Source organism: Oscillibacter sp. GMB15532, assembly GCF_041020825.1.
GTDB lineage: Bacteria > Bacillota > Clostridia > Oscillospirales > Oscillospiraceae > Oscillibacter.
Genome location: NZ_JBEVTO010000005.1, coordinates 180,114 through 201,292, shown reverse-complemented (window position 1 = coordinate 201,292; position 21,179 = coordinate 180,114). Strand labels below are relative to the sequence as shown.

The 21,179-nt window shown below is 58.5% G+C and carries 12 protein-coding genes; 6 read left to right on the top strand and 6 right to left on the bottom strand.

Annotated elements, in window-relative coordinates:
• The first annotated feature begins 55 nt into the window (after positions 1 to 55).
• From ABVS15_RS08010 to ABVS15_RS07990, 5 genes are all read left to right on the top strand, one after another.
• Positions 56 to 1,864 (top strand): ABC transporter ATP-binding protein, encoded by a 1,809-nt coding sequence (locus ABVS15_RS08010; RefSeq protein ID WP_369283208.1) that lies wholly within the window; start codon positions 56 to 58, stop codon positions 1,862 to 1,864.
• Positions 1,861 to 3,615: an ABC transporter ATP-binding protein gene (locus tag ABVS15_RS08005; RefSeq protein WP_369283207.1), complete on the top strand. Its 1,755-nt coding sequence runs from the start codon at positions 1,861 to 1,863 to the stop codon at positions 3,613 to 3,615. Before ABVS15_RS08010 ends, ABVS15_RS08005 begins: the two co-directional genes overlap by 4 nt.
• A gap of 250 nt (positions 3,616 to 3,865) precedes the next feature.
• The gene (locus tag ABVS15_RS08000) at positions 3,866 to 4,510 is read left to right on the top strand and encodes a VOC family protein (protein WP_369283206.1); all 645 of its coding nucleotides are present in this window, start codon (positions 3,866 to 3,868) and stop codon (positions 4,508 to 4,510) included.
• Between the two features lie 117 nt (positions 4,511 to 4,627).
• Positions 4,628 to 6,088 (top strand): exosporium glycoprotein BclB-related protein, encoded by a 1,461-nt coding sequence (locus ABVS15_RS07995; protein WP_369283205.1) that lies wholly within the window; start codon positions 4,628 to 4,630, stop codon positions 6,086 to 6,088.
• Between the two features lie 97 nt (positions 6,089 to 6,185).
• Positions 6,186 to 7,286, top strand: a complete 1,101-nt coding sequence (locus tag ABVS15_RS07990; RefSeq protein ID WP_369283204.1) for a glycosyltransferase — start codon at positions 6,186 to 6,188, stop codon at positions 7,284 to 7,286.
• 92 nt (positions 7,287 to 7,378) lie between these two features.
• Here ABVS15_RS07990 and ABVS15_RS07985 read toward each other — a convergent pair whose 3' ends face one another.
• Genes ABVS15_RS07985 through ABVS15_RS07960 form a run of 6 tightly spaced genes read right to left on the bottom strand, consistent with a single transcriptional unit; the run spans position 7,379 to position 18,780 of the window.
• Entirely contained in the window at positions 7,379 to 8,095 is a 717-nt protein-coding gene (locus ABVS15_RS07985; protein WP_369283203.1) for a PilZ domain-containing protein, read from the bottom strand.
• Positions 8,096 to 8,122: 27 nt separating this feature from the next.
• Entirely contained in the window at positions 8,123 to 11,461 is a 3,339-nt protein-coding gene (locus ABVS15_RS07980) for an S-layer homology domain-containing protein (protein ID WP_369283202.1), read from the bottom strand.
• 23 nt (positions 11,462 to 11,484) lie between these two features.
• Complete coding sequence (locus ABVS15_RS07975; RefSeq protein ID WP_369283201.1) at positions 11,485 to 16,356, bottom strand: S-layer homology domain-containing protein; 4,872 nt, start codon at positions 16,354 to 16,356, stop codon at positions 11,485 to 11,487.
• A 60-nt stretch (positions 16,357 to 16,416) separates the two neighbouring features.
• Positions 16,417 to 17,016: a PilZ domain-containing protein gene (locus ABVS15_RS07970; RefSeq protein WP_369283200.1), complete on the bottom strand. Its 600-nt coding sequence runs from the start codon at positions 17,014 to 17,016 to the stop codon at positions 16,417 to 16,419.
• Complete coding sequence (locus tag ABVS15_RS07965) at positions 17,016 to 17,345, bottom strand: EscU/YscU/HrcU family type III secretion system export apparatus switch protein (protein WP_369283199.1); 330 nt, start codon at positions 17,343 to 17,345, stop codon at positions 17,016 to 17,018. The genes ABVS15_RS07970 and ABVS15_RS07965 overlap by 1 nt, the downstream gene beginning before the upstream one ends.
• The gene (locus tag ABVS15_RS07960) at positions 17,332 to 18,780 is read right to left on the bottom strand and encodes a hypothetical protein (protein ID WP_369283198.1); all 1,449 of its coding nucleotides are present in this window, start codon (positions 18,778 to 18,780) and stop codon (positions 17,332 to 17,334) included. Before ABVS15_RS07960 ends, ABVS15_RS07965 begins: the two co-directional genes overlap by 14 nt.
• Positions 18,781 to 19,048: 268 nt before the next feature.
• Here ABVS15_RS07960 and ABVS15_RS07955 point away from each other — a divergent pair, with 268 nt between their 5' ends.
• Positions 19,049 to 21,160, top strand: a complete 2,112-nt coding sequence (locus tag ABVS15_RS07955) for an ATP-binding protein (RefSeq protein WP_369283197.1) — start codon at positions 19,049 to 19,051, stop codon at positions 21,158 to 21,160.
• Positions 21,161 to 21,179: the final 19 nt, after the last annotated feature.

The following is a 21,179-nucleotide window of genomic DNA, read 5'->3' as shown; positions in this document are numbered from 1 at the left end:
GGGCTTTTTTTGGCTAATTGGTTAGCTAAAACTAACTTGAGAGAGGAAAAATAATATGAAGAAAACGCCAAAAGCCCCGAAAAGAAAACAGGGGCTTTCCCGCCTTTTTGAGCTGGCGGGCGGAAAAAGAAAAAAGCTGGCCTTCGCATGCTTCCTTGCGGTTCTTTCCTCAGCGGCAAGAATTGTGCCGTTTTTCACGATTTATGGCGTGGTACAAGAGCTGCTGGCGCATTACACGCTTGCGGCGGAGGTGGACGGCGAACGCATTGTTGTTCTTGCCGGGGTAACATTCGGTGCGGCGCTGGTTTACGGCGTATGCGCCTATTTCTCCTCCGCTATATCCCACACGGCGGCTTACGACATTATTTATGAGCTGCGCATACAGTTGATGGGCAAGCTGGCGCGGATTTCCTCCGGCTATTTTACCGGTACCACGCAGGGTGCCATTAAAAAAATTATTTCGGACGACGCTGAGCAATTGGAGGCGTTTATTGCCCATCATATCTGCGATATTGCCGCGGCGATTGCCACGCCGGTGTTTACCCTCCTGTACCTCTTTGGAATGGACTGGCGGCTGACACTGGTGACGCTGCTGCCCATCTGCATTTCCCTGTGTTTGCTTTCCGCCTGTCTGAAGCAGCCCGACAAGGCGGCGTTACAGGTGGAGCTGCACGATAGTCAGGAAAGAATGCAGGGAACCATTGTCGAGTACATTCACGGGATGAGCGTTGTGAAGGTATTCAACCGGTCCCTCAGCGCGTTTCGGCGCTATGAAAACGACCTGAACGCTTTTGCCGATATCGTAAGCCGCACCGCCCATGCCAACGCAAAGCCCATAGGGGCGTATTACGCTTTTTTTGGTGCGCAGCTCATGTTTTTGCTGCCGGCGGCGCTGGTGCTGCTTCCCACGGTGAAAAGCTATCTGGATTTTCTGCCGGTGATTCTGCTGTTCTTTCTGGTGGGCGGTGGGTTGAAGGAGCCAATGGAAAATATGATGCAGATGGTGATTATGTCAAACCGGATTGTGGAGGGCGTGAATCGGATCGATAATATTTTGACGCAGCCGGAGTTGGGGGAGGAAGGCACAGGGGACCCCCAGACCTATGACATTACATTTGAAAACGTATCCTTTTCCTATGGGCAGGACCTTCAAGCGGTGTCGGAGGTAAGCTTTTCAGTTCCGCAGGGAAGCGTGGTGGGCCTTGTGGGGCCGTCCGGCGGGGGGAAATCCACGCTGGCGCAGCTCCTGCTGCGCTTTTACGAACCACAGGCAGGAAGCATTAAAATCGGCGGGGTGGACATACGGGAGATTCCGCCCCACCGGCTGATGAATCTGGTGTCCTGCGTGTTTCAGGATTCCGTGCTGTTCCGGGACACGGTGGAACAGAATATCCGTATGGGGAATACGCAGGCAAGCCTTGAAGAGGTGGAGCAGGCGGCAAAAAATGCAGGCATTCATGACGTAATTCAGGCGCTACCCAATGGATATCAGACGGTGGTGGGCGATTCAAACGCGTATCTTTCCGGAGGAGAAAAGCAGCGGATTGCCATTGCACGCATTTTCCTGAAGGACTCGCCCATTGTAATTCTGGATGAAGCCACAGCCTATGCGGACGCGGATAACGAGGCGAAAATACAGGCGGCCTTTGCCGCGCTTTCCAAGAACAAAACCGTGCTGATGATTGCCCACAGGCTGAAAACGGTGGAAAAGTCCAGCTGCATTCTGGTTTTGGAAAAGGGCCATCTGGTGGGCAGTGGAACCCATGGCGAGCTGTTGCGGGACTGTGCACTTTACAAAAATTTAGTGGATGCGAATGAACGGCGGGACCGCTGGAGCATTCGGCAGGGGGGTGTTTCCGTATGAATATGAAGCAGTGGTTTGAAACCGTAACGCTGGGGCAGCCTGGGCAATACCTGCGGCTGCTGCGCTGGAGCTTATTTGACAGCATTGTAATGAGCGTGCCCTACGGATTGATGCTGGGGGCGGTCTATTATCTGCTGGTGCCCTTAGAAAGTCCGGGCGCGCTGCTGCCCGTGCGGAATTTATGGCTGCTTGCCGGGGGCCTGCTGGCACAGTTTGTTGTCTACAATTTTATTCGCCAAAAGACCTATCTGGACGCGTGCACAGGCTTTGCCGGGATTATCAAGGATTCCCAAATTACGTTGGGAGAGCACCTGCGCAGGCTGTCCATGGGGTTTTACTCCAATCAGGACGCGGGAAATCTCTCCACAGTCCTTCTGCGGGATTATCAGACCATTGGGGACCTGGCCCAGCAATTACTGCCGCAGGTGGCGGTCATTCTGATTCGCTTTGTCTTGGCCATTGCGGTACTCTCCACCTTCGACTGGCGCATGACGGTCTCGGTATTTCTGGTCATTCCGCTGGCGCTCCCCTTTGCGTTTCTCAGCCTGCGGAAGATGAGGCATATCAGCGCGGACCTTCAAAAATCCCAGCAGGAGGTTTCGTCGCGCATTCTGGAATATGTGGGCGGGATTCAGACCCTTAAGGCCTTTAACATGGCCGGGGAGCAGTTTGAAAGCCTGAAAGCGTCCTTTGACCGGCAGCGCAGCTCCGCCATTCGGTTGGAGACGGGGGCGGCGGCTCCCGTAAGTATGCTGGGCCGCTTTGTGCTGAACTGCGGAATGGGCCTTGTAATGCTGGTGGGTGTCGTGCTGCTCACCCGGGGCGAGCTGCACCCATTTTACTACATTGCGTTTCTAATTCTTACCCTTACGATTTACGAGCCTGTGCTGACCCTTTTTACCTTTATTGCCGACTTTGCCCGAACCCGCCGCAGCGGGCAGCGAATTGCGGACCTTTTTGCGGAAGAGCCGCTGGCTGAGCCGGAGGAGCAGGAGGTTCCCGAGGGGACGGACATTACCTTTGACCATGTTTCCTTTTCGTATGGGGAGACGGAGGTCCTCCATGACATTTCCCTCTGCTTCCCGGCGCGCAGCGTGACAGCGCTGGTTGGCCCCTCCGGCTCCGGAAAATCCACAATTACGCGTCTTGCGGCGCGCTTCTGGGACCCGACAAAAGGGGAAGTCCGCCTTGGCGGTGCGAATATCCGGCATATGAAAGCCGACGAGGTTTTAGAGCGCGTCAGCATTGTATTTCAGGATGTCTACCTGTTTCACGATACCATTGAGGAAAATATCCGGATGGGGCGCGCCGACGCCTCGCCGGAAGAAATTATTGAGGCGGCAAAAACGGCGGCCTGTCACGACTTTATTATGGCGCTGCCAAATGGATACCAGACGATAGTGGGGGAGGGCGGGTCAACGCTCTCGGGCGGAGAAAAGCAGCGGATTTCCATTGCCCGTGCCCTGCTGAAGGATGCTCCCATCGTTTTGCTGGATGAAGCCACTGCCTCCCTGGACCCGGAAAACGAGGTGTTGATTCAACAGGCCATCTCCGCGCTGGTGGCGGATAAAACCGTACTTGTGATTGCGCATCGGCTCCAGTCCATTATGAGCGCGGACAGCATTATCGTTCTGGAAAATGGTCGTGTGGCGGAAAGTGGGACTCACGAAGCACTTTTGGCCCGGGAGGGGCTGTATGCCCATCTCTGGGAGGAGCAAAGCCGCGCAGGAAGCTGGCAGCTCGGGCAATAATTGTTCGGAAATCACCCATGTTTTTTTAAGAAAATGGATTTCATGCAATAAGAAAGCATAGGAAAATAGCCTAGGAGTGCGGGCCGTCAGCCTGCACTCCTATACCTTTGTTAAGTGGGGTTTAGATTTTTGTTGAATTAAAAAATGTTTAGGAGTAGAATGAGGTTAGGTAAAACTAACTAAAACCTTCGGGGACCGCTGCCTGCGGAGGAAATGCCGGGCAGTATTTTTTGATTGGGGGAAAGAAGGAATGAAGGTCAGTCACATTATATACCGTGTTCAGGATTTGGAGCGGGGCGTGGAGGCGTTTCGTGAAAAGGGCTTTGTGGTGGAATACGGCAGAGAAAAAAATCCGATCAATGCCTTGGTTTACTTTTCCGAGGGCCCTTATTTTGAGCTTTTGGCAGGCACGAAAATGCCCGCGGCGGCGAAAAAAGTGTTTCGGCTTTTAGGGCAGGGCAAGCTGGTTGACCGACTGGATTCTTACGACGCCCACACAGGTGGTCCCTGCGAGCTGGCATTGGAAAACTACGCTGAAAATTTGGAGAGTGAAAGCGCCATTCTAAAAAAATATGGGTATACAATGTTTCAAACACCTTCCCGCCGCAACGATACGAAGGGCCGGAAGCTTCGATTCAGGGTGGGCGCTCCAAATGATCTCCAAATCCCATTCTTGATGACCTATTTTAACATCGATCCCAAGCCGAAGGGGTTTGTCCACCCCAACGGCGTTTCAAAGATTAGTCACGTTACCTTTGGCACAAGAGGGGAGTTGTTCCCCCTGATACGGGAGCTATGTGATGATGAGCTGTTGGAATTAAAGGAGGGCAACGGGATAACCGATATTGAATTTGCGTACGCGCCGGGCCGAGAGAATACCCTGGTCGTTTTATAGAGCATATCGCCGGATTGAGAGCGGGGCTGAAAAGCCCCGCTCTCAGCGCGTAAGACACAGCTTGTGGATGCCCAGAAAGGCCAGGTAGAAGCAGATGTCCGCTTGCGGCGCAGGGGCTTGTCCGGCTGTGCATATATTGGCGGCTCTACCGGTCCTACCGGCGCAACCGGTGCGGACGGAGCACAGGGCCTTATCGGTCCCACCGGCCCCACCGGCGCAACTGGCCCGACCGGCCCCACCGGGACTTTTGCTCCCGAAGAAGTGCTCTTCAACGTCCTGGGCCCCGTAGGGTCAGCTACCGTAGGGCTTGGTGAAAACCTGACTTTCCAATCTTCTACGCTGGATATCACAGTAACACAGGGCTCTGCAATTGTAACAATTGAAGATACTACCCCTGCCGGACCCACCGGCGCAACTGGCGCAACTGGCGCAACCGGCCCCACTGGTCCCACCGGCGCAACCGGAGCTGATGGCGTAACTGGCCCCACCGGTCCTACCGGCGCAACTGGCGCAACCGGCCCCACTGGTCCCACCGGCGCAACCGGGGCTGATGGCGTAACTGGCCCGACAGGCCCCACCGGCGCAACCGGGGCTGATGGCGTAACTGGCCCGACAGGCCCCACCGGCGCGGACGGCCCCATTGGCCCGACAGGCCCCACCGGCGCAGACGGCCCCATTGGCCCGACAGGTCCCACCGGCGCGGACGGCCCCATTGGCCCGACAGGCCCCACCGGCGCGGACGGCCCCATTGGCCCGACAGGCCCCACCGGCGCGGACGGCCCCATTGGCCCGACAGGTCCCACCGGCGCGGACGGCCCCATTGGTCCGACAGGCCCCACCGGCGCGGACGGCCCCATTGGCCCGACAGGTCCCACCGGCGCGGACGGCCCCATTGGCCCGACAGGCCCCACCGGCGCGGACGGCCCCATTGGCCCGACGGGTCCCACCGGAGCGGACGGCCCCATTGGCCCGACAGGTCCCACCGGAGCGGACGGTCCGCAGGGACTTATCGGTCCCACCGGCCCCGACGGCGCGACTGGCCCCACCGGCCCCACTGGTGCCGGTGCGATTATCCCCTTTGCATCCGGACTGCCCGTTGCTCCCACGGCTCTGCTGACAGGTCTTGTGGGTCTGCCTGCGGTGGTGAGCTTCGGCAATAGCACGGTTCTGCCCAATGTTTTGGGCGCAACCATCGACCTTACCGGCGCGGCGGGGCTGATGGCCAACATGTCCTTCTCCATGCCCAGAGATGGGGTTATCACGGATATCACCGCGTATTTCAGCACCGTGCTTGCCCTGACTTTGATTGGCGGAGCGGCGACCGTCACTGCCCAGCTCTACGCCTCCACCACGCCCGATAACACCTTCTCGCCCGTTGCCGGGACGGCAGTGGCGCTGGCCCCCACGTTCAGCGGAGTGGTGGCGATTGGAGACGTTGCCTTTGGAACGATTACCGGCCTGAACATTCCTGTGACGGCGGAAACCCGGCTGCTGCTTGTGTTCTCCGTCACCACTACCGGGCTTACGATTGCCACCACGGTTACAGGCTATGCCAGCGGCGGCGTGAACATTGCCTGATTTTTAAAGCGCTTCCGGACGGAACGTCCGTCAGCCGGCCCGCCCGCCCACACGCGGGCGGGCCGGTACTTAATTTTTTCCGAGAGGTGAAATGCGGATGAATACCATCAGCTTGTGCATGATTGTCAAAAACGAGGAGGTGCAGCTTGCGGACTGCCTTTCCTCCGTGGAGGGCATTGCGGACGAGATTATTATTGCGGACACCGGGTCCACAGATTCCACAAGGGAAATTGCGAGTAAATTTACAGATAAAATTTTTGATTTTTTATGGGTGGACGACTTTTCCGCAGCCCGCAATTTTTCCTTTTCCAAGGCGACAATGGACTATATTCTCTGGTTGGATGCCGACGACGTGCTGCTGCCCGAGGACCGGGAAAAGCTGAAAAAGCTCAAAGAAGAGCTGGACCCCTCCGTGGACGCGGTGATGATGAAATACAATATCGCCTTTGACAAAAACGGGGCCGTCACCTTCAGCTATTTCCGGGAGCGGCTGTCGAGGCGGGAGCGGCAGTTTTCGTGGAGGGAGCCGGTGCACGAATACTTGGCCACCGACGGAAAAATTATTCATACGGATATTGCAGTGACCCATCGAAAGCAAAAAGTATCCTCGTCAGACCGCAATCTCACCATTTACCGGCGGATTCTGGACGATGGAGGAGAGCTTTCGCCCCGGGGTCTCTATTATTACGCCCGGGAGCTGAAGGATCATGCCCGATATGCTGAGGCGATTCGGTATTTCAGCCTGTTTCTCGACGGCGGAAAGGGCTGGGTGGAGGACAACATTGCCGCCTGCAACGAACTTGGGGAGTGCTATCACCGTGAAAACCGGCGACAGGAGCAGTTAATGGCCCTTACCCGCGCCTTTAGTTATGACACGCCCCGGGCGGAGACTTGCTGTGCGCTGGGCTATGCGTGGAAAGAAAAGGGCGATTTTAAAAGGGCTGTTTTCTGGTTCCGTCTGGCCGCGATGCTGGAGCGGCCGGAAAACAGCTTGGGCTTCACCCGGGAGGACTGCTGGGGCTTCATCCCTTGCATTGAGCTTGCGGTGTGCCTCGATAAGCTGGGTCAGACCCAGACTGCAGAGCAGTACAACGAGCTGGCCGGAAGACTGAAGCCGGAGGATCCCGCAGTGTTGCACAACCGGGTATATTTTCAGTCGCTGAAAGCCGCCAAGCAACCGGAGGGTCAGGAAACCTGAGTAAAAAGGCCCGTCGACTTTAGTCAACGGGCCTTTTTAAAACTTTATCGGGTGGGGAGATTCCATTCTCCCCGCCCGGCGGCAATTTAGGGTTATCCGTTGCGGCTGGCCAAATCAAGCCGCTGCAGCTCCAGAATGGCGGCGCACAGCCGGTCCTCGTCCCGGATACTCATAGACTCGAAAAAACAGCCGAACCGAGTCTCCACCTTGTTGACCGGCTGTGCCCAGCAGATCTGGGTGGTGAATACAAAGGGCTGAGGCTGAGATTCATCCAGCCAAAGATTGGTCAAAAGAAGGTGGTCGCCAGGGCGGTAGCGGTCCTGACTGCGCAGTTGGATGCCTCCAAGGCTTACGTCCACCACCTTGCACAATCGGGCGTAATACTGGCCTTCGCCCCGAAGACTTTCAGGATACAGGGCGTTGATGCACAGCGCGTTGGCCCGTAGGGAAACAGGCTGACGGAAGTTCACCCGCTGCTCCCTGCGATGGCATTTGGACAGGCTGCCAAGCTTCCAGAAGGTGCGAGAACTGCCGTGGATCTTTCCCAGCCACACCTGCGTCGATTTTCGTGGAATGTGCAAAATGAGCTTAAAGTCATCATTGTAGATAACTGGGGGAGCCTCCCGCCCCCCGGCGGGAAAAATCGCCAGCGAGCCGTTGTCCATGCCCTGCACGCGGCCTAAGAAAACCAGCATGTTGTCGTTGGGCTTTCTCACCTCGCACAGGTGGCCCACTGCTTCCCGAAGGTCTGCCGGAGTAGCCGCACAGGGCCCTTCGTCCTCTTCCGGGACGGTTGTTTTGTATGCCATAGACAGCAACTCCTTTTAGAACTGAATTTACAGCGTGATGGCGCGGCAGAGAATCACGGCCATTTGAGCACGGGTAAGAGAGGACTGGGGGTTCAGCTTCCCATTGCTACCGCCCTGAAAAACGCCGAGGCGTACCATGGCAGCCAGATCGGCCGCTGCGTAATCGGAGACGGCGGCGCTGTCGGCAAAGCCGGAGAGGTCGGACCTGCTTCCCGCCGTAAGGCTCCAGCCGGAAGCTCGCATGGCCCGGGCAAGAAACACGGCTGCCTGCTGGCGGGAGAGAGGCTGTGTCGGGTAAAAGTTGGAGCCGCTGCCCTGAGCAATGCCCAGCGTCTGCGCAACCTTCACGGCTTCGGCATAGACGCTGCCTGCAGGCACATCGGCAAAGCCCGGGCCGCCGGAGGCGGTGAACTGAAACGCGCGGTTGAGCATCAGCATAAAGCTGCCCCGGGTGATAGCTGCGCCGGGAGAAAAGGAGCCGCCGCCTGTGCCGTTTACCACACCGGCAGAATACAGGTATTCTACGGAGGAGGAGGCCCAGGTGTAATTCCCCATGTCGGTAAAGGAGCTTGCCTTGGTTTCTGAGGTGACGGTGATGACAACGGAGCCGGAGTAAGAGTTGCCCTGGCTGTCTTTCCCGGTGTAGGGAATGGTGGTTGTGCCGGTATAGCCCGCAGCGGGGACAAAGGACAGGTTGGAAACCAGCGGTGAGCCGGAGGCGGAATAGGTCGTCCCGGAGGTCACGGCCGTGCCGGGTGCGGAGGAGGAAGTGTACTGATACCGTAGCTGCCCCACGCTGGAGGAGGGCTGGGAAAAGGCCGCGCTGACAAAGGAGCCCGCGCCCCGTGCGCTGCACGCAAGCTGGAACGCGGAGACGTCAAAGGACGCTGCTTTCCCGGCGGAAGTTGTGTAGTAAATCACGCCCGCGGACGCCGCTTTCTTTACCTCTACGCTTATGGAGCCGGTATAGCGCTGTCCGCCGGTGTCATAGCCGGTGTAGGAAATCGTCGCCGTGCCGCTCCATCCGGAGGCGGGGACGAAGGTAACGTTATTGAGGTAGGGCGAGGAAGAGCGGTAATAGCCGGTGGAAGCGGAGACGGTGCTGCCGGTGCTGGAGGAGGAGCTGTAATTATAGCGCAGCGTCCCCACAGAAGAGGAGGGTAGGGTAAAGCGGACGTAATTCAGGTTTCGGTCCGTCTCCTCCCGACATACGGTGTCAAAATCGTTGGCGGAAAAATTCACGGGGGTGTCCTGCTTTGTGGAATAGGACACGCCGCTTGCGGCGGAGTCCCGGACGGTGACCCTCACCGTGCCGGTAAAGCGCTGCCCGCCGGAGCTGTATCCGGTAAAGCTGATATCCACCGTGCCACTCCACCCGGAGGCAGGAACGAAATACACGTTGTCCAGATACGGCGAGGAGGAGCGGTAGTAGCTGGTGGAGGAGGAAACCGTGCTGCCGGTGCTGGAGGAAGAACCGTAATTATACCGCAGCGTCCCGTAGGAGGACGAGGGCAGGGTAAAGGTGACATAGTTCAGCCACTGGCCGGTTTCGTCGTCACAGCGGGTGTTGAAGTCGTCCACGTCAAACCGCACGGCGGTGTCCCGCCGGGTGGAATAGGACAACGTACCGGAGGAGGAAGAGGTGGAATCCACGTCCACGGTGACAACGCCGGTGAAGCTCTGGCTGTTGCTTCCGTACCCGGTGAAGGAGATATCCGCCGTCCCGGTCCAGCCGGAGGCGGGAACAAAATACACGTTATCAAGATACGGCGAGGAGGAGCGGTAATAGCTGGTGGAGGAGGAAATATAGCTTCCGGAGCTGCTGGAGGAGCTGTAATTGTACCGCAGCGCCCCCACGGAGGAGGCGGGCAGGGTAAAGCGGACATATTGCAGGCGAACGCCCAGCACGTCCTCGCACAGGCTGTTAAAATCGCTGGCGTTGAACCGGGCGGACCGGTTTTTCGAGGTGGAGTACTGGATGTTTCCCCGACTGCCCGCGCTGGTAGAAACAGTGATGGAAACAGACCCGCCGAAAGAGTTTCCGTTGGTGTCCCGGCCGGTATAGGAGATGGAAAGGGTGCCGGAATACCCATCGGCGGGCACAAAGCTCACATCGGAGAGCAGCGGGGATTTGCTGCGGTAATAAGCCGTGCCGGAGGTGACCTTGTTGTCAAGGTCGCTGCCGTTGTATTTGTAGAACAGCGTCCCCTTGGAGGTCGAGGGCAGAGAAAAGGTCACGTATTGCAGCTCGTGCCCTGTGGCGGCCCGACAGACCGCGCTGAAATCCTCGTCATTGAAATCCACCCGGTTTCGCCCTGTGGTGGAATAGCTGATGCCGGAGACGGCGGCCACGTTTACCTCGATGGTCCCCTGAAAGGACCGGGAGGCGGAGGAGGAATCGTAGCCGGTGTAGCGGATGACGGCGGTGCCGGAGAAATCTGCCTTGGGCACAAAGGTCACGTCGGAGAGCCACCGGGTTCCCCGGTCGCCGGAGTAGGAATAATCCTCGTTGGATCCCACGCCCGTGCCGGGAACGCCCTCGGAAACATAGCCGTAATACAGGGTTCCGGCAGAGGCCGGGACATATAATCCCGTGACATAGGACAGGGAGGATTGCAGCACCCGGCTGCATTCGGTGTTGATTTTTCCGGCGACATAGGAAAAGGACAGGGGATCGTCGTTTCGGGCGGAGTCTGTGATGACGTTTGCAACAGCTTCCTCCGCCGTGACCTGACATGTGGCGGAATAGGCCCCCGCCGTGGCGGTAATGACGGCAGTCCCGGAACTTCCGGCAGTGACAAGCCCGCTGGAAGACACCCGGGCAACCAATTCGTTGCTGCTGCTCCACGTCACCGTCTCGTCAATGCCGATGGGGAGAAACAGCGAGGCGGTAAGCTGGCGGCTTTCCTGTGTTTTCATAGAGAGGGATGCATTGCTGAGGACAATGCCCGGAAGAAGGACGCTCCGGCTGACCGTGGCGGAATTTGTGACCGTAGGGTCCGTGTCCCACGTGGCGGTCACGGTGACGGAAACGTCGGTCCGCCCGGGCCGTTCGCCCCGGAGGATGGAAACCGTCTCTCCAACGCCGCTGACCGAGGCCACGGCGGTGTCGCCGCTGGTCCAGGCATAGGTATAGGTCAGGGCCGCGCCCGTCGGCGCGCCGGAAACGTCCACGGTCACGGTGCGGCTGCTCTCATTGAGGAGCAGCTCGCCGGTGCCGTCTCTGAAGCTGACGGAAAGACCGGAGAGGTCCGGCCCGGCGGGGGGAGGCTCTGCCTCGTCCGCCGCCGCGGGAAGAATCAGGGAGACGGACAGCAGCGCCGAAAGCAGAAGCGCCGACCCCCTGCGGAAAAGTTTGTTATTCATGGAGGACTCCTTTTCGTTCCGGGTCATGTGGTCATATCCCAGTCCTGCGTTACCACAAAGCGCGGCAACGCGCCGCTGGTGTCCAGCTTAACGGTCAGGGGGATTGCGTGGACGTTGCCGCCCTTATCGCCCAGCTCCGTGGCTGCGTAAATGTACGCGCCGTTCTGGGCGTTGGTAAAGCTAAAGGTGACAGAGGAAATTTTCTGGGCGGCTGTGCCTGGGGTCAGGGAGAACGCCGCACTTTTGTTAAAGGCCAGCCCCGCGGAATAGAAGCCGGACGAAGACATGCTGATGGTGGCCTCCAGCGGTGTCACTGTCTGATTGGAGGTGCCGGGGTCCTTCACAACCCAATAGAGGTCCTCGTTAAATACCAGCGTCACGGTGCCGGTGTAGGCGGTTCCGGCCGCATTTAGCTGGATATCGGACAGGCAGTCCGTCACCATGGGGGGCGTTGCATCCGTGTTGAACACGGGGCGGATGGCCCGGAACGCATCGCCGGAACCGGCGGAGCTTTTGGCCACGGTCAGGAAGGTGTACCACGTCGTGCCCACCATGCCGGGGGAGCAGTCCACGGTTTTGTTGCGGATGCTTGTGGCCTCGCCGCTCATAGTCACGTCGCCGCTGGTGGTGGTCTGAGATCGGATGAACTCCGCAAAGTCGTCTTTTGCCGTCTGGGTGGCGTACTCGTCAAACACGGAGCCTGCCAGCTCGTTATTCTTAAAAAAGCTGTTGCTCATGGCGTCCAGCACTGTGTAGACCTTGCCCGTGCCGGTGCCTTTTCCGGCGTATGCAGTATTGAACTCGTCCTTTTTGTCGAGAAGCACATAATCGACCATAGGTCGGCTCAGGTTGCCCGGCTCGCTGCCGTTCACCGCCAGCAGATAGTTTACGTCTGAGGTGGTGTCCGTCTTAATGGAGACGTTGGGATTGCTGATGGTCAGCTCAATGATGGGACGAGAGGTTTCGGAGGTGTCAAAGCCGAAGAGATACGGCTTCTCGGAATAAATGGTAGAGGCGCTGCCCTGAAGGACGAAATAAGCCACATACTGCGTCTTCGGGCTGAGGCCCCGCAGGGGAATGGTCACATTGCTTCCGAAATAAGAGACGCTGCCCTTGATAATGGAATTGTCGTTATAGGGGGGCGTCATAATATTGCCGCTGGTGGGAACAGAGGAGAATGCCAAAAGACTGGTGTCGACGGTGGTGCTTTTGGGAAGCTTGTCCCAGTTGGCAGAGGTAAGAGATACACTGCCGCCCAGCTCCTGGGAAAGCGTGGTGGTAATGGTGGACACGGGGGCAATTACGTAGTAAATCTTACCGGAGGTGCGGGTGAGCTGGACGCTGATGGAGCCGCTCACGTCCAGCGCGTCAATCTTGGGATAGCCGGTGACGAATTCCGGAATCATCGTGTCACTGAAAATGTGCTTCATCGTGTAATCCGAAGGACTGCCCACCTTCACAAGGCCGTCGGACACAGCCTGCGTCAGGTCTTCGTCCTGCATGGCGCCCACGGCCAGATTGTGCAGTGCGCTCTTATCCGACCCGGCGACGGCCTGCACCTGCATTTCCACCTTGCCGCTCCAGGTCTTACGCCCCTCCTCGCCGTCTACGTTTTTGATGGAGGTAAAGCGGATGCCGTAATACCGGGTGGTGGTCACGTCCCGCAGCAGCTCCGCGTTGGTGGAGGAGCTGGTGTTTCCGTCGCGGAAATAGCGGGTGTAGCTTGCGCCGTACATCGTTCCGTCGGTGGAGTTGATCTCGGCGGAGTTGGCATGCTTTTTCCATGCGCCTTCCACCACCGAGCCGTCCGAGGCGATGGTATTCACCTTTTCATAAAGGTCGAATTTGGCGGGGATGTTCATGCGGAACAGCAAGTCCCAGTACACGCCGTCGCCCGCGTTGCCGGTGGAGAGGGGAAGCGCCCGGAACGACATGTCAAAGTCTACGTTCACGCCGTTTACCATGGCAGAGACATCCGTGCTGGAAAACTGAATCTGGGCGAACACGGTGGTAAAGGCCGACAAGGTGATGGGATTGGGCTTGATGATATTTTTGGCGGTGGACGTGTCGGCAATGTTCTGGATTTTAAAATAATACTTCGCGCCGCTTTTCAGCTTCAGCGCCTGCCCGGATTTAAAGGTGACGACGGTTTTGCCGTCCTCGGAGGTAATTTCCACATAGCGATAGTCAATGGTCCAATCTGTGCTGGAGCCGCTGGCCGCGGTTCGCTCTACCACCCGCTCCGCGGGCGCAACGTCGGCGGACCAGAGCTGGATATCGTCCCGCAGAAGGCTGGTGAGGACTTCTGTGGCGGCATCCCGCTCCGCCTGCGTAGTCGAGGTGTCGCGGGATTTTTGGTAGAGGGCCAGAAGCTGGTGGTTGGTCCCGGAATCCTGTACGTTTTCGCTGAAAACAAGGCGAATGTCCGTGTCTGCCAGAGGAGAGGTGCCCGCTGCGTCGTTGGTACGGGTGAACTCCTGGGTGATGGACGGCGGGTTGGTGTCCAGCGTGTGGACGGTGAGCTTGCCCACGGGGTCGGAGTAGTTTCCGGCCTTGTCCTGCGCCACGTAATACACGTCATAGGCCGATTCGGAGGTAAGCCCGGTGATGCTGATCAAGGCCTCCTTATTGGCGGTGGCGGACACCTTTCCGGATTTCAGGCCGTTGATGCCGCTGGACACCTGAAGCTTGGCCTCCGGACTGCTGAGGGAGGGCTTAGTGGTCTGGCCGTTCATGGGCTTGGGGTATTCGTCCCCCTGCTTCACCGCCACCCAGAAGATGGTGGCGGCTTCGTCCACCACGGCGCTCATCCCCACGGAGGTTTCCTTAATGGAGGTAACGGTGGGGCCGGATACAAAGGTGGGCGGCGTGCCGTCCAGCGTCGTAAACGAGACTTTTTTTACAGCGGAGCTTTTTGCCCCGTCCGCGTCGGTGAGCCAGAGGAATAGGTCGTAATCCGTCAGCTCCTTCAAGGTTCCCTGCCGGTTGACCAGGAAGGTGTCGGTCACGTTTTTCACCATGTTCCACGAGCCGGAGCCCAGATTTCCGGACAGCGACCCGGATTTGAAGTCCGCGGCGGTGGGCGCTGTGGCGTTTTTGGGCATCAGCGCGTAATACAGCCGGCAGGATTTGGTGGTCATCACCGTAACCTCGCCGGAAATGTTGGTGATTTTGGACATGTAGGGATAGCCCGTGGCAAAGGCCGGAACAGAAGCGTCCGACGTTGCGAAGGACACGGCCTTCACGGGGCTGCGCTGCTCCCGCTGGTCCACCAGCATGGCGGAGAAGTAGTAGGACCCGTCGGAGGTAAGCCCGGTGAGGGAGGCAGTGTAGTCCGTGTTGGACTTCTCGGCCTTGATATTGCCGCTTTTCAGGATGCGGGCGTTGTTGGTGGGTTTCAGCAGATCGGCCTCGCCCACGGACCCGTCGGTCACAGAGGTGACGGCCCAGTAAAGCGTGCCGGACTTGTTGGTGCGCATCAGTCCCTTTGCCGAGACGGAGGCTACGTCGGTCATTTTGGGATAGCCCGCCAGAAGCCGGGGATCGGCGGAGGATTCCGCGGCCAGCGTGGTGTCCATCTTCTGGCCGTGGATATCGGCGTTGACGCCGGGGCGAATATTAATGACGTCCGGCAGCATGTCGGCCTTGGTGCCGTCGGCATTTACGTTGAGCTGCTCCACGTCGCCCCGTCCGGTGAGGGTGGTGCCGGTATCCAGATTCAAAACCTTGGCAACAGCCCCGTTGAGCACCGCCACGGAGGAGCCTGCGGCCCGCTCGTCCACAGTCAGGGAGAGGACGGAGCCCTTTGCTATGTTGACAACGGATTCGGGAGTGACGGTAACGATTTCCTTGAGGTTGCCTGCGGCAGTGAGGGTGGTTCCGGCTTCGCCGTCCACCCGGATGGCGGTCAGGCCATAGCTGTTTTCAGTGGCGTCTTCCACGTAGGAGGGGGTGCGGATCAGGGTTTCGTCAATTTTGGTGCTGCCCTCTGCCCGGATGGAGACGATGTTGTTGGCCAGATTGTCCATCACCAGCGTGGGGGCGGTGACACCGCGGAGAATCACGCTATTGTTGCCCTTTTCACTCTCACCCGCACCGCACACCACAATTTTGCCCAGCACGGTGACGTTTTCCAGCGTCACATTGCCAAGACCCAGTCCGCCGGTGATGTACAGGTTTCCGGCGATGGTGGTGTCCTTCAGCGTCACGCCGGAGGTGGAAATGGTGACGTTTCCGTACACGCCGCCAAGGGTGTGGGTCCCGGATTTATTGACGGGGGTGCCGATGGCGTTTACCAGCAGCACGGCCATCTGGCCCCGGGTGATGCTCTGTTTGGGGCGGAAGGATCCGTCGCCGTAGCCGCTGAGAATCCCCTCGGTCACGGCGCTGCGGATTAGCCCCCTGCTGTAATTGGAGAGCTTGCCGCTGTCGGTAAAGTCGATGCTGGCGCCCGGCTCGTCGTCCAGCACCAGATTGCGGCCCAGGAGAACCGCCGCCTGCTCCCGGGTGACAGAGCTTTTGGGCGCGGCGGTGTTTTTGCTGGTGCCGTTAAAGTAACCGGTGGTGTAGCCGATGTTGATATCATCGTAATACCAGTCGGAGGCCTTCACGTCCCGGAACGGAACAGTGGCGCTGACGTCGTCATAGCCGAAGGCCCGGTTGACCAGCACCACAAATTCCGCGCGGGTCAGTGTGCGGTCGGGGTGGAGGTTGCCGGAGGAGTCCCCCCGCATTACGCCCCAGCTCACCAGCTTTTCAAGATAAGGCTCCATCCAGCCGGCGGCGGAGGCGGGGACCGCCAGACCGGGCAGCAGGGACAGAGCCATCGTCAGGCAAAGCACGGCGGACAGCAGCCGCGTTCCCCAGCGGCTCTTTCGGATTCCGTTCAGTTTCATAGCGAGGCTTCCTTTCTCTATCTGGGTCTATCTCTTTAAGTACTCTTTTTTAAGACGGTGCTATTTCCGCGCGTCGCGGTTTGTGATCTGCTGGGAAAAAACAGTCTCCCGCAGCAGGACCTCCTCGTCGTGAATCAGGTCCACAAATTTTGCAGCGTACAGCGGGATATTGGAGTTGGACGGCCGCAAACGAAGAATCTGCGTCCGCAGAATCAAGGGCTGGGAGGTGATGGGTACCACCACCTCCACAATTTCGGAGAGATTGAGGGGGAAATTGCAGAAAAAGGCGATTCCCCCGCAGCTCAAATCATGACACACGATGGGCAGACGCCCCGTCCACGAGCCGGTGACGGGATAGAGGAAGCTTTCAAACCGGACGGGAACCCGCAGGTTTTGCCGCGGGCTTTCTCCCGCCTCGTTCAGCGGATTCACTTCAATCATGTCCGCATGGTCGGTGGAGATAATAATCGCGATCATGTTGGGTCGGTCTGCATCCATGGAGATCAGGTTGATAATTTCGTGCTCCAGCACCTCGGGAAGGTCGGTTTCCTCCAGTCGGAGCCGCCAAGGCGTCTTTTCCGGCGGCGTTTCAAGGCGGGCGTGGGCCAGCGGCTCGTTTCGGCTGTCGGAGAGCATATAGCGATTAGAATATTCGGGCATCATTCAGCCTCCTTTTCTGGGGCGGGAGACGGCGCGCGGCGCCGTCTCGGCTTATCGGGCTGCCTGGGGTCAAATTCCAGAAAGTATACGTAGATGTCCACGATGGCCTGATAAAGAGACGGGGGAATTTCCTGTCCCAGCTCCAGCTGGGAGAGCATGGTGGCCAGAGAATTGTCCTCGTAGACGGGGACGCCGCTGTCCGCCGCCACCTCCACAATCTTCTCCGCCAGATACCCCATGCCCGAGGCCACCACCACCGGGGCCGCATTGGCCCCGTATTGCAGCGCCACCGCCTTGCCGGCGGGTCTTTTTCTCTCAGGCTCTGACATTGACACTGTCCTTTCCACTGAAGATTTTAGGAAAAATTTCCGACACAGTCAAGGGCTTGACCATTTTTTCCACGTCCACGGAGCCGGCGGAAAAGCCGTTGTCCGCCAGAATGCCGCTTAAAGAGGCGCGGATAATGTCGGAAAACGGAGCCACAGACTCGGGGCAGCGCACCGCCAGATCCACGGAGGTTCCCTTGCTGGATATCACGATGTCGAACAGGCCCAGAGGCTCCACGTCCGCCTTCAGAAGAAAGCGCAGTGTGCGCGCTTCGTCCTCCTGAGGACGGTCGTCCCGGTCTGCGTCCGGGTCTACCCATATCTCAGAATACATCATTCTTTCATTCCATACAAGCGGGAGAATGAAATGATTTAAGGGCATATACACGCTTTCATTCACAAGCAGGGACGCGACCATGGCGCCAAACCGCTCCTGCGCCTCCACGCCGGCGGAGCCGCGCAGAGCCATATCCGCGGCGGAGGCCAGACGGTCGGCGAAGGCATTATTCCTCCCCATGCGCTCAAAGGGCGTGTTTTTCAGCATCCGAAGCAGCGCCGCGTCCTCCGCCCCCCGCAGGTCCCCAAGGGTGCCCCGCAGAGACGGATGGTCAAACAATCGGCGCAGCGCATAAAGCATCCCATCCTGCGAGCCGCTTTCATACCGGGCGATGTCCAGCGTCAGCATGGACAGGGCGGAGCGGACCCGCCCCATGTCGTGGGAACGGGAGATATAGTCGGACAAATACGGAATGATCTGGCCCTGTAAAAGCTTCAGCGCCCCGGCCCGGTCCCCGGCCAGCATACTGTTTTGAAGCTGCCCGGTGAGATCCGACACTTGCGCGCCCCAGCTCCGGGGGAGAGAGGAGATAATTCGATTCAGGCCCCGCAGGAGGTTATCCTCAATGTGGGCGGTGGAAGAAAAATCCCCGTATTGCTTGAGAAACTGCAAAATGTCGCTCCGCAGGCTTTGAGAATCCGCTGCGCGGTAGGCGTTTCGCAGCGCCGCGAAAAACGCCCCGCCAAAGCGGCTGGCGGAAACCGACTGGTCCTGAAGAAACCGCAGAAACTCTCCCTCGTTCATCCGCAGCAGGTCCAGAATCTGAGACAGGTCCCCCGCGCTTCCCGCCCGCAGACCGGAGGACACGGAGGTCCTTGCACCTCCTGCCAGCGTGCGGAGCAGGTCTGCGGAGATACTGTTGCCGCTTTCCGACACCCTCTGGAGAAAGGCCTGAAAGTTGGAGTCATACCGCAGGGGGAGGGAGCCGGACTCCTCTCCGGCGGCATGCTGCTGGCCGCTGTTGGAGTCCGACCGGTTGACGCGGCCCGGGTTGGGGACATTCTGAATGCCGGGGTCATAGGCCGTGTTGGGAATGGAACGGTTGGCGGCGGCTGGTTCCCGTGCGGGGACGGGATTGGTGACGTTCATAATTTCCGGCATAGGTTCAGCTCCGTTTCGTTACTTCAAAAATTTCACAAATCTGCAACAAATTTCAAGGCAATTCGTTGACGCGGGACGCGGAAGACATTATAATGAAAAAAACAGGAAACCTGTCGTTCTTTGCGGATACGCAAAAAGCGGCTTTTGGAAATATTTTTGCAAGGCGTTAACTTTTTCCTGAAAACGGTCGATATGTCAGGTGAATTGCTGAATATTTGGAAAGGGGGGCGGTGCTCCCCTTCCTTGAAAAAGAGAGGGGCGGCTTTTTATGGACAACGGCGGAAACGAAAGCATTCTGGAAACTTATCTCTACGAGACAAATACCCTGCTGGAGCAGCTGGACAGCATCGTTCTGGCGGCGGAGCAGGCGGATACCTTTACGGAAAACGACGTGAACGAAATTTTCCGCATCATGCATACCATCAAGGGCGCTTCCGCCATGATGGAATATGAATCCCTGACCACGGTGGCCCACCGGATCGAGGATATGTTCTTCATCGTCCGGGAGCGTTCCATGGATGTGATTCCCCACGCGGAGCACGGGTTGCTGTTTGACATGATGTTCACGGCCATCGATTTTTTCCGCGGCGAGGTAGAGAAGGTCCAGAGCGGCCAGCCTCTATCTGATGACATCGGCAAATTACTTGAAAAAATTAATAGTCTGATTGCCAAAATTCAAGGTGAGGCAGAGACTGCCGGGGCCGCCGGCTCCGCACCCTCCGCCCAGCCTGCCGCAGCGCCTGTCCCCGGGACGGAGCCCGGCTTCCCTTACGGGCTGCGGGTGTTCTTTGACGAGGGCGCGGGCATGGAAAACCTGCGGGCATTCATGCTGGTGACGGAGCTGCGTGGCATCTGCGGAGAAGAAAATTTCACCTTCTCCCCCGCCGACGTGGAGACGGACACCTCCACCACCGAGACAATTGTAACCCAGGGCTTTGTGCTCTTCTTCCGCATGGCGGCGGACCGCACGGGAGCCATTCACGTGGTGTCGGGCTCCGGCTCCGTCCGGGGCTATCAGACGTTTGACGGGCCTACGGCTCCCGCGCAGGAGGAAACCAAGCGCACCGCGCCCGCCGCCGAAGCCGTCCGGCATGCAGAGCAGAAAAGCACCGTTTCCGCGCCGAAGGCGGCGCGGGAGGAAGCCTCCCCGGTCAAAAGCGCGGCGGCTGCTCCGGCTCCCGCGCAGGCGGGCGGCGCTCATCCCAAGGAAAGCCTGATCAGCGTGAACCTCAGCAAGCTGAACCAGCTGATGGATGTGGTGGGCGAAATCGTCATCACCGAGTCAATGGTCACTGCCTCCCCCGATTTAAAGGGGATGAAGCTGGACAACTTCACCAAGTCCGCCCGCCAGCTCCGCAAGCTCACCGACGAGTTGCAGGACGTTTCCATGTCGCTGCGGATGGTTCCGGTGCTGGGCACCTTCCAGAAAATGCAGCGCATTGTGCGGGACATGGGCAAAAAGCTGGGCAAGCGGGCGCGGCTGACGCTGGTGGGCGAGGACACGGAGGTGGACAAGACCATCGTGGACGGCATCGGCGATCCTCTGATGCACATTGTCCGCAACGCTATGGACCACGGCATTGAGGAGACGGAGGAGGAGCGCATCGCCGCGGGCAAGGACCCCGAGGGCGAAATCATCCTCTCCGCCAGCCACACCGGCGGCGAAGTCATCATTCAGGTGAAGGACGACGGCCGGGGCGTGGATTATGACCGGGTTTTGAAAAAGGCGGTGGATGCGGGCCTTGCAAGCCCTGATGCGGAATACAGCTCCAAGGAGATCATTAACTTCCTTCTGATGCCCGGCTTCTCCACCAACACGGAGGTGACGGAGTTTTCCGGCCGGGGCGTTGGGATGGACGTGGTAAAGAAAAACGTGGAGGAGGTGGGCGGCGCCGTGGTGCTGACCAGCGAGCCCGGCAAGGGCATGACCGCCACGCTGAAAATTCCCCTGACTATGGCGATTCTGGACGGGATGGAGGTTTCCGTGGGCTCCTCCATTTTCACCATTCCCATCAACAACATCCGCCAGTCCTTCAAGATGAGCGGCGCGGATATCATCCACGACGCGGCCCACGGCGAGATGGTGAAGGTGATGAACAACTTCTATTCCGTCATCCGGGTGAAGGACGTATACGGCCTGAGCACCGGATGCGACGAAATTGAGGACGGAATTTTGATGTGGGTGGAGTCCGGCGAGTGCACCTACTGCCTGTTTGTGGACGAGCTGATGGGTGAGCAGCAGGTGGTGGTGAAGCCGCTGCCCAATTATATCAACACCTTTAATATTAAGCAACACGGCATCACCGGCTGCACAATTCTGGGCGACGGAAATATCAGCGTCATCCTGGACGTGGCCAACCTCTACTCGGCCATCCAGTGAGCGCGGCGTCGATGCAGAA

Coding starts and splice junctions, on each gene's coding strand:
- ABVS15_RS08010 (WP_369283208.1), top strand. CDS start 56: ATGAAGAAAACGCCAAAAGCCCCGAAAAGAAAACAGGGGCTTTCCCGC.
- ABVS15_RS07955 (WP_369283197.1), top strand. CDS start 19,049: ATGGACAACGGCGGAAACGAAAGCATTCTGGAAACTTATCTCTACGAG.
- ABVS15_RS07960 (WP_369283198.1), bottom strand. CDS start 18,780: ATGCCGGAAATTATGAACGTCACCAATCCCGTCCCCGCACGGGAACCA.
- ABVS15_RS07990 (WP_369283204.1), top strand. CDS start 6,186: ATGAATACCATCAGCTTGTGCATGATTGTCAAAAACGAGGAGGTGCAG.
- ABVS15_RS07985 (WP_369283203.1), bottom strand. CDS start 8,095: ATGGCATACAAAACAACCGTCCCGGAAGAGGACGAAGGGCCCTGTGCG.
- ABVS15_RS07975 (WP_369283201.1), bottom strand. CDS start 16,356: ATGAAACTGAACGGAATCCGAAAGAGCCGCTGGGGAACGCGGCTGCTG.
- ABVS15_RS07965 (WP_369283199.1), bottom strand. CDS start 17,345: ATGTCAGAGCCTGAGAGAAAAAGACCCGCCGGCAAGGCGGTGGCGCTG.
- ABVS15_RS07980 (WP_369283202.1), bottom strand. CDS start 11,461: ATGAATAACAAACTTTTCCGCAGGGGGTCGGCGCTTCTGCTTTCGGCG.
- ABVS15_RS08005 (WP_369283207.1), top strand. CDS start 1,861: ATGAATATGAAGCAGTGGTTTGAAACCGTAACGCTGGGGCAGCCTGGG.
- ABVS15_RS08000 (WP_369283206.1), top strand. CDS start 3,866: ATGAAGGTCAGTCACATTATATACCGTGTTCAGGATTTGGAGCGGGGC.
- ABVS15_RS07970 (WP_369283200.1), bottom strand. CDS start 17,016: ATGCCCGAATATTCTAATCGCTATATGCTCTCCGACAGCCGAAACGAG.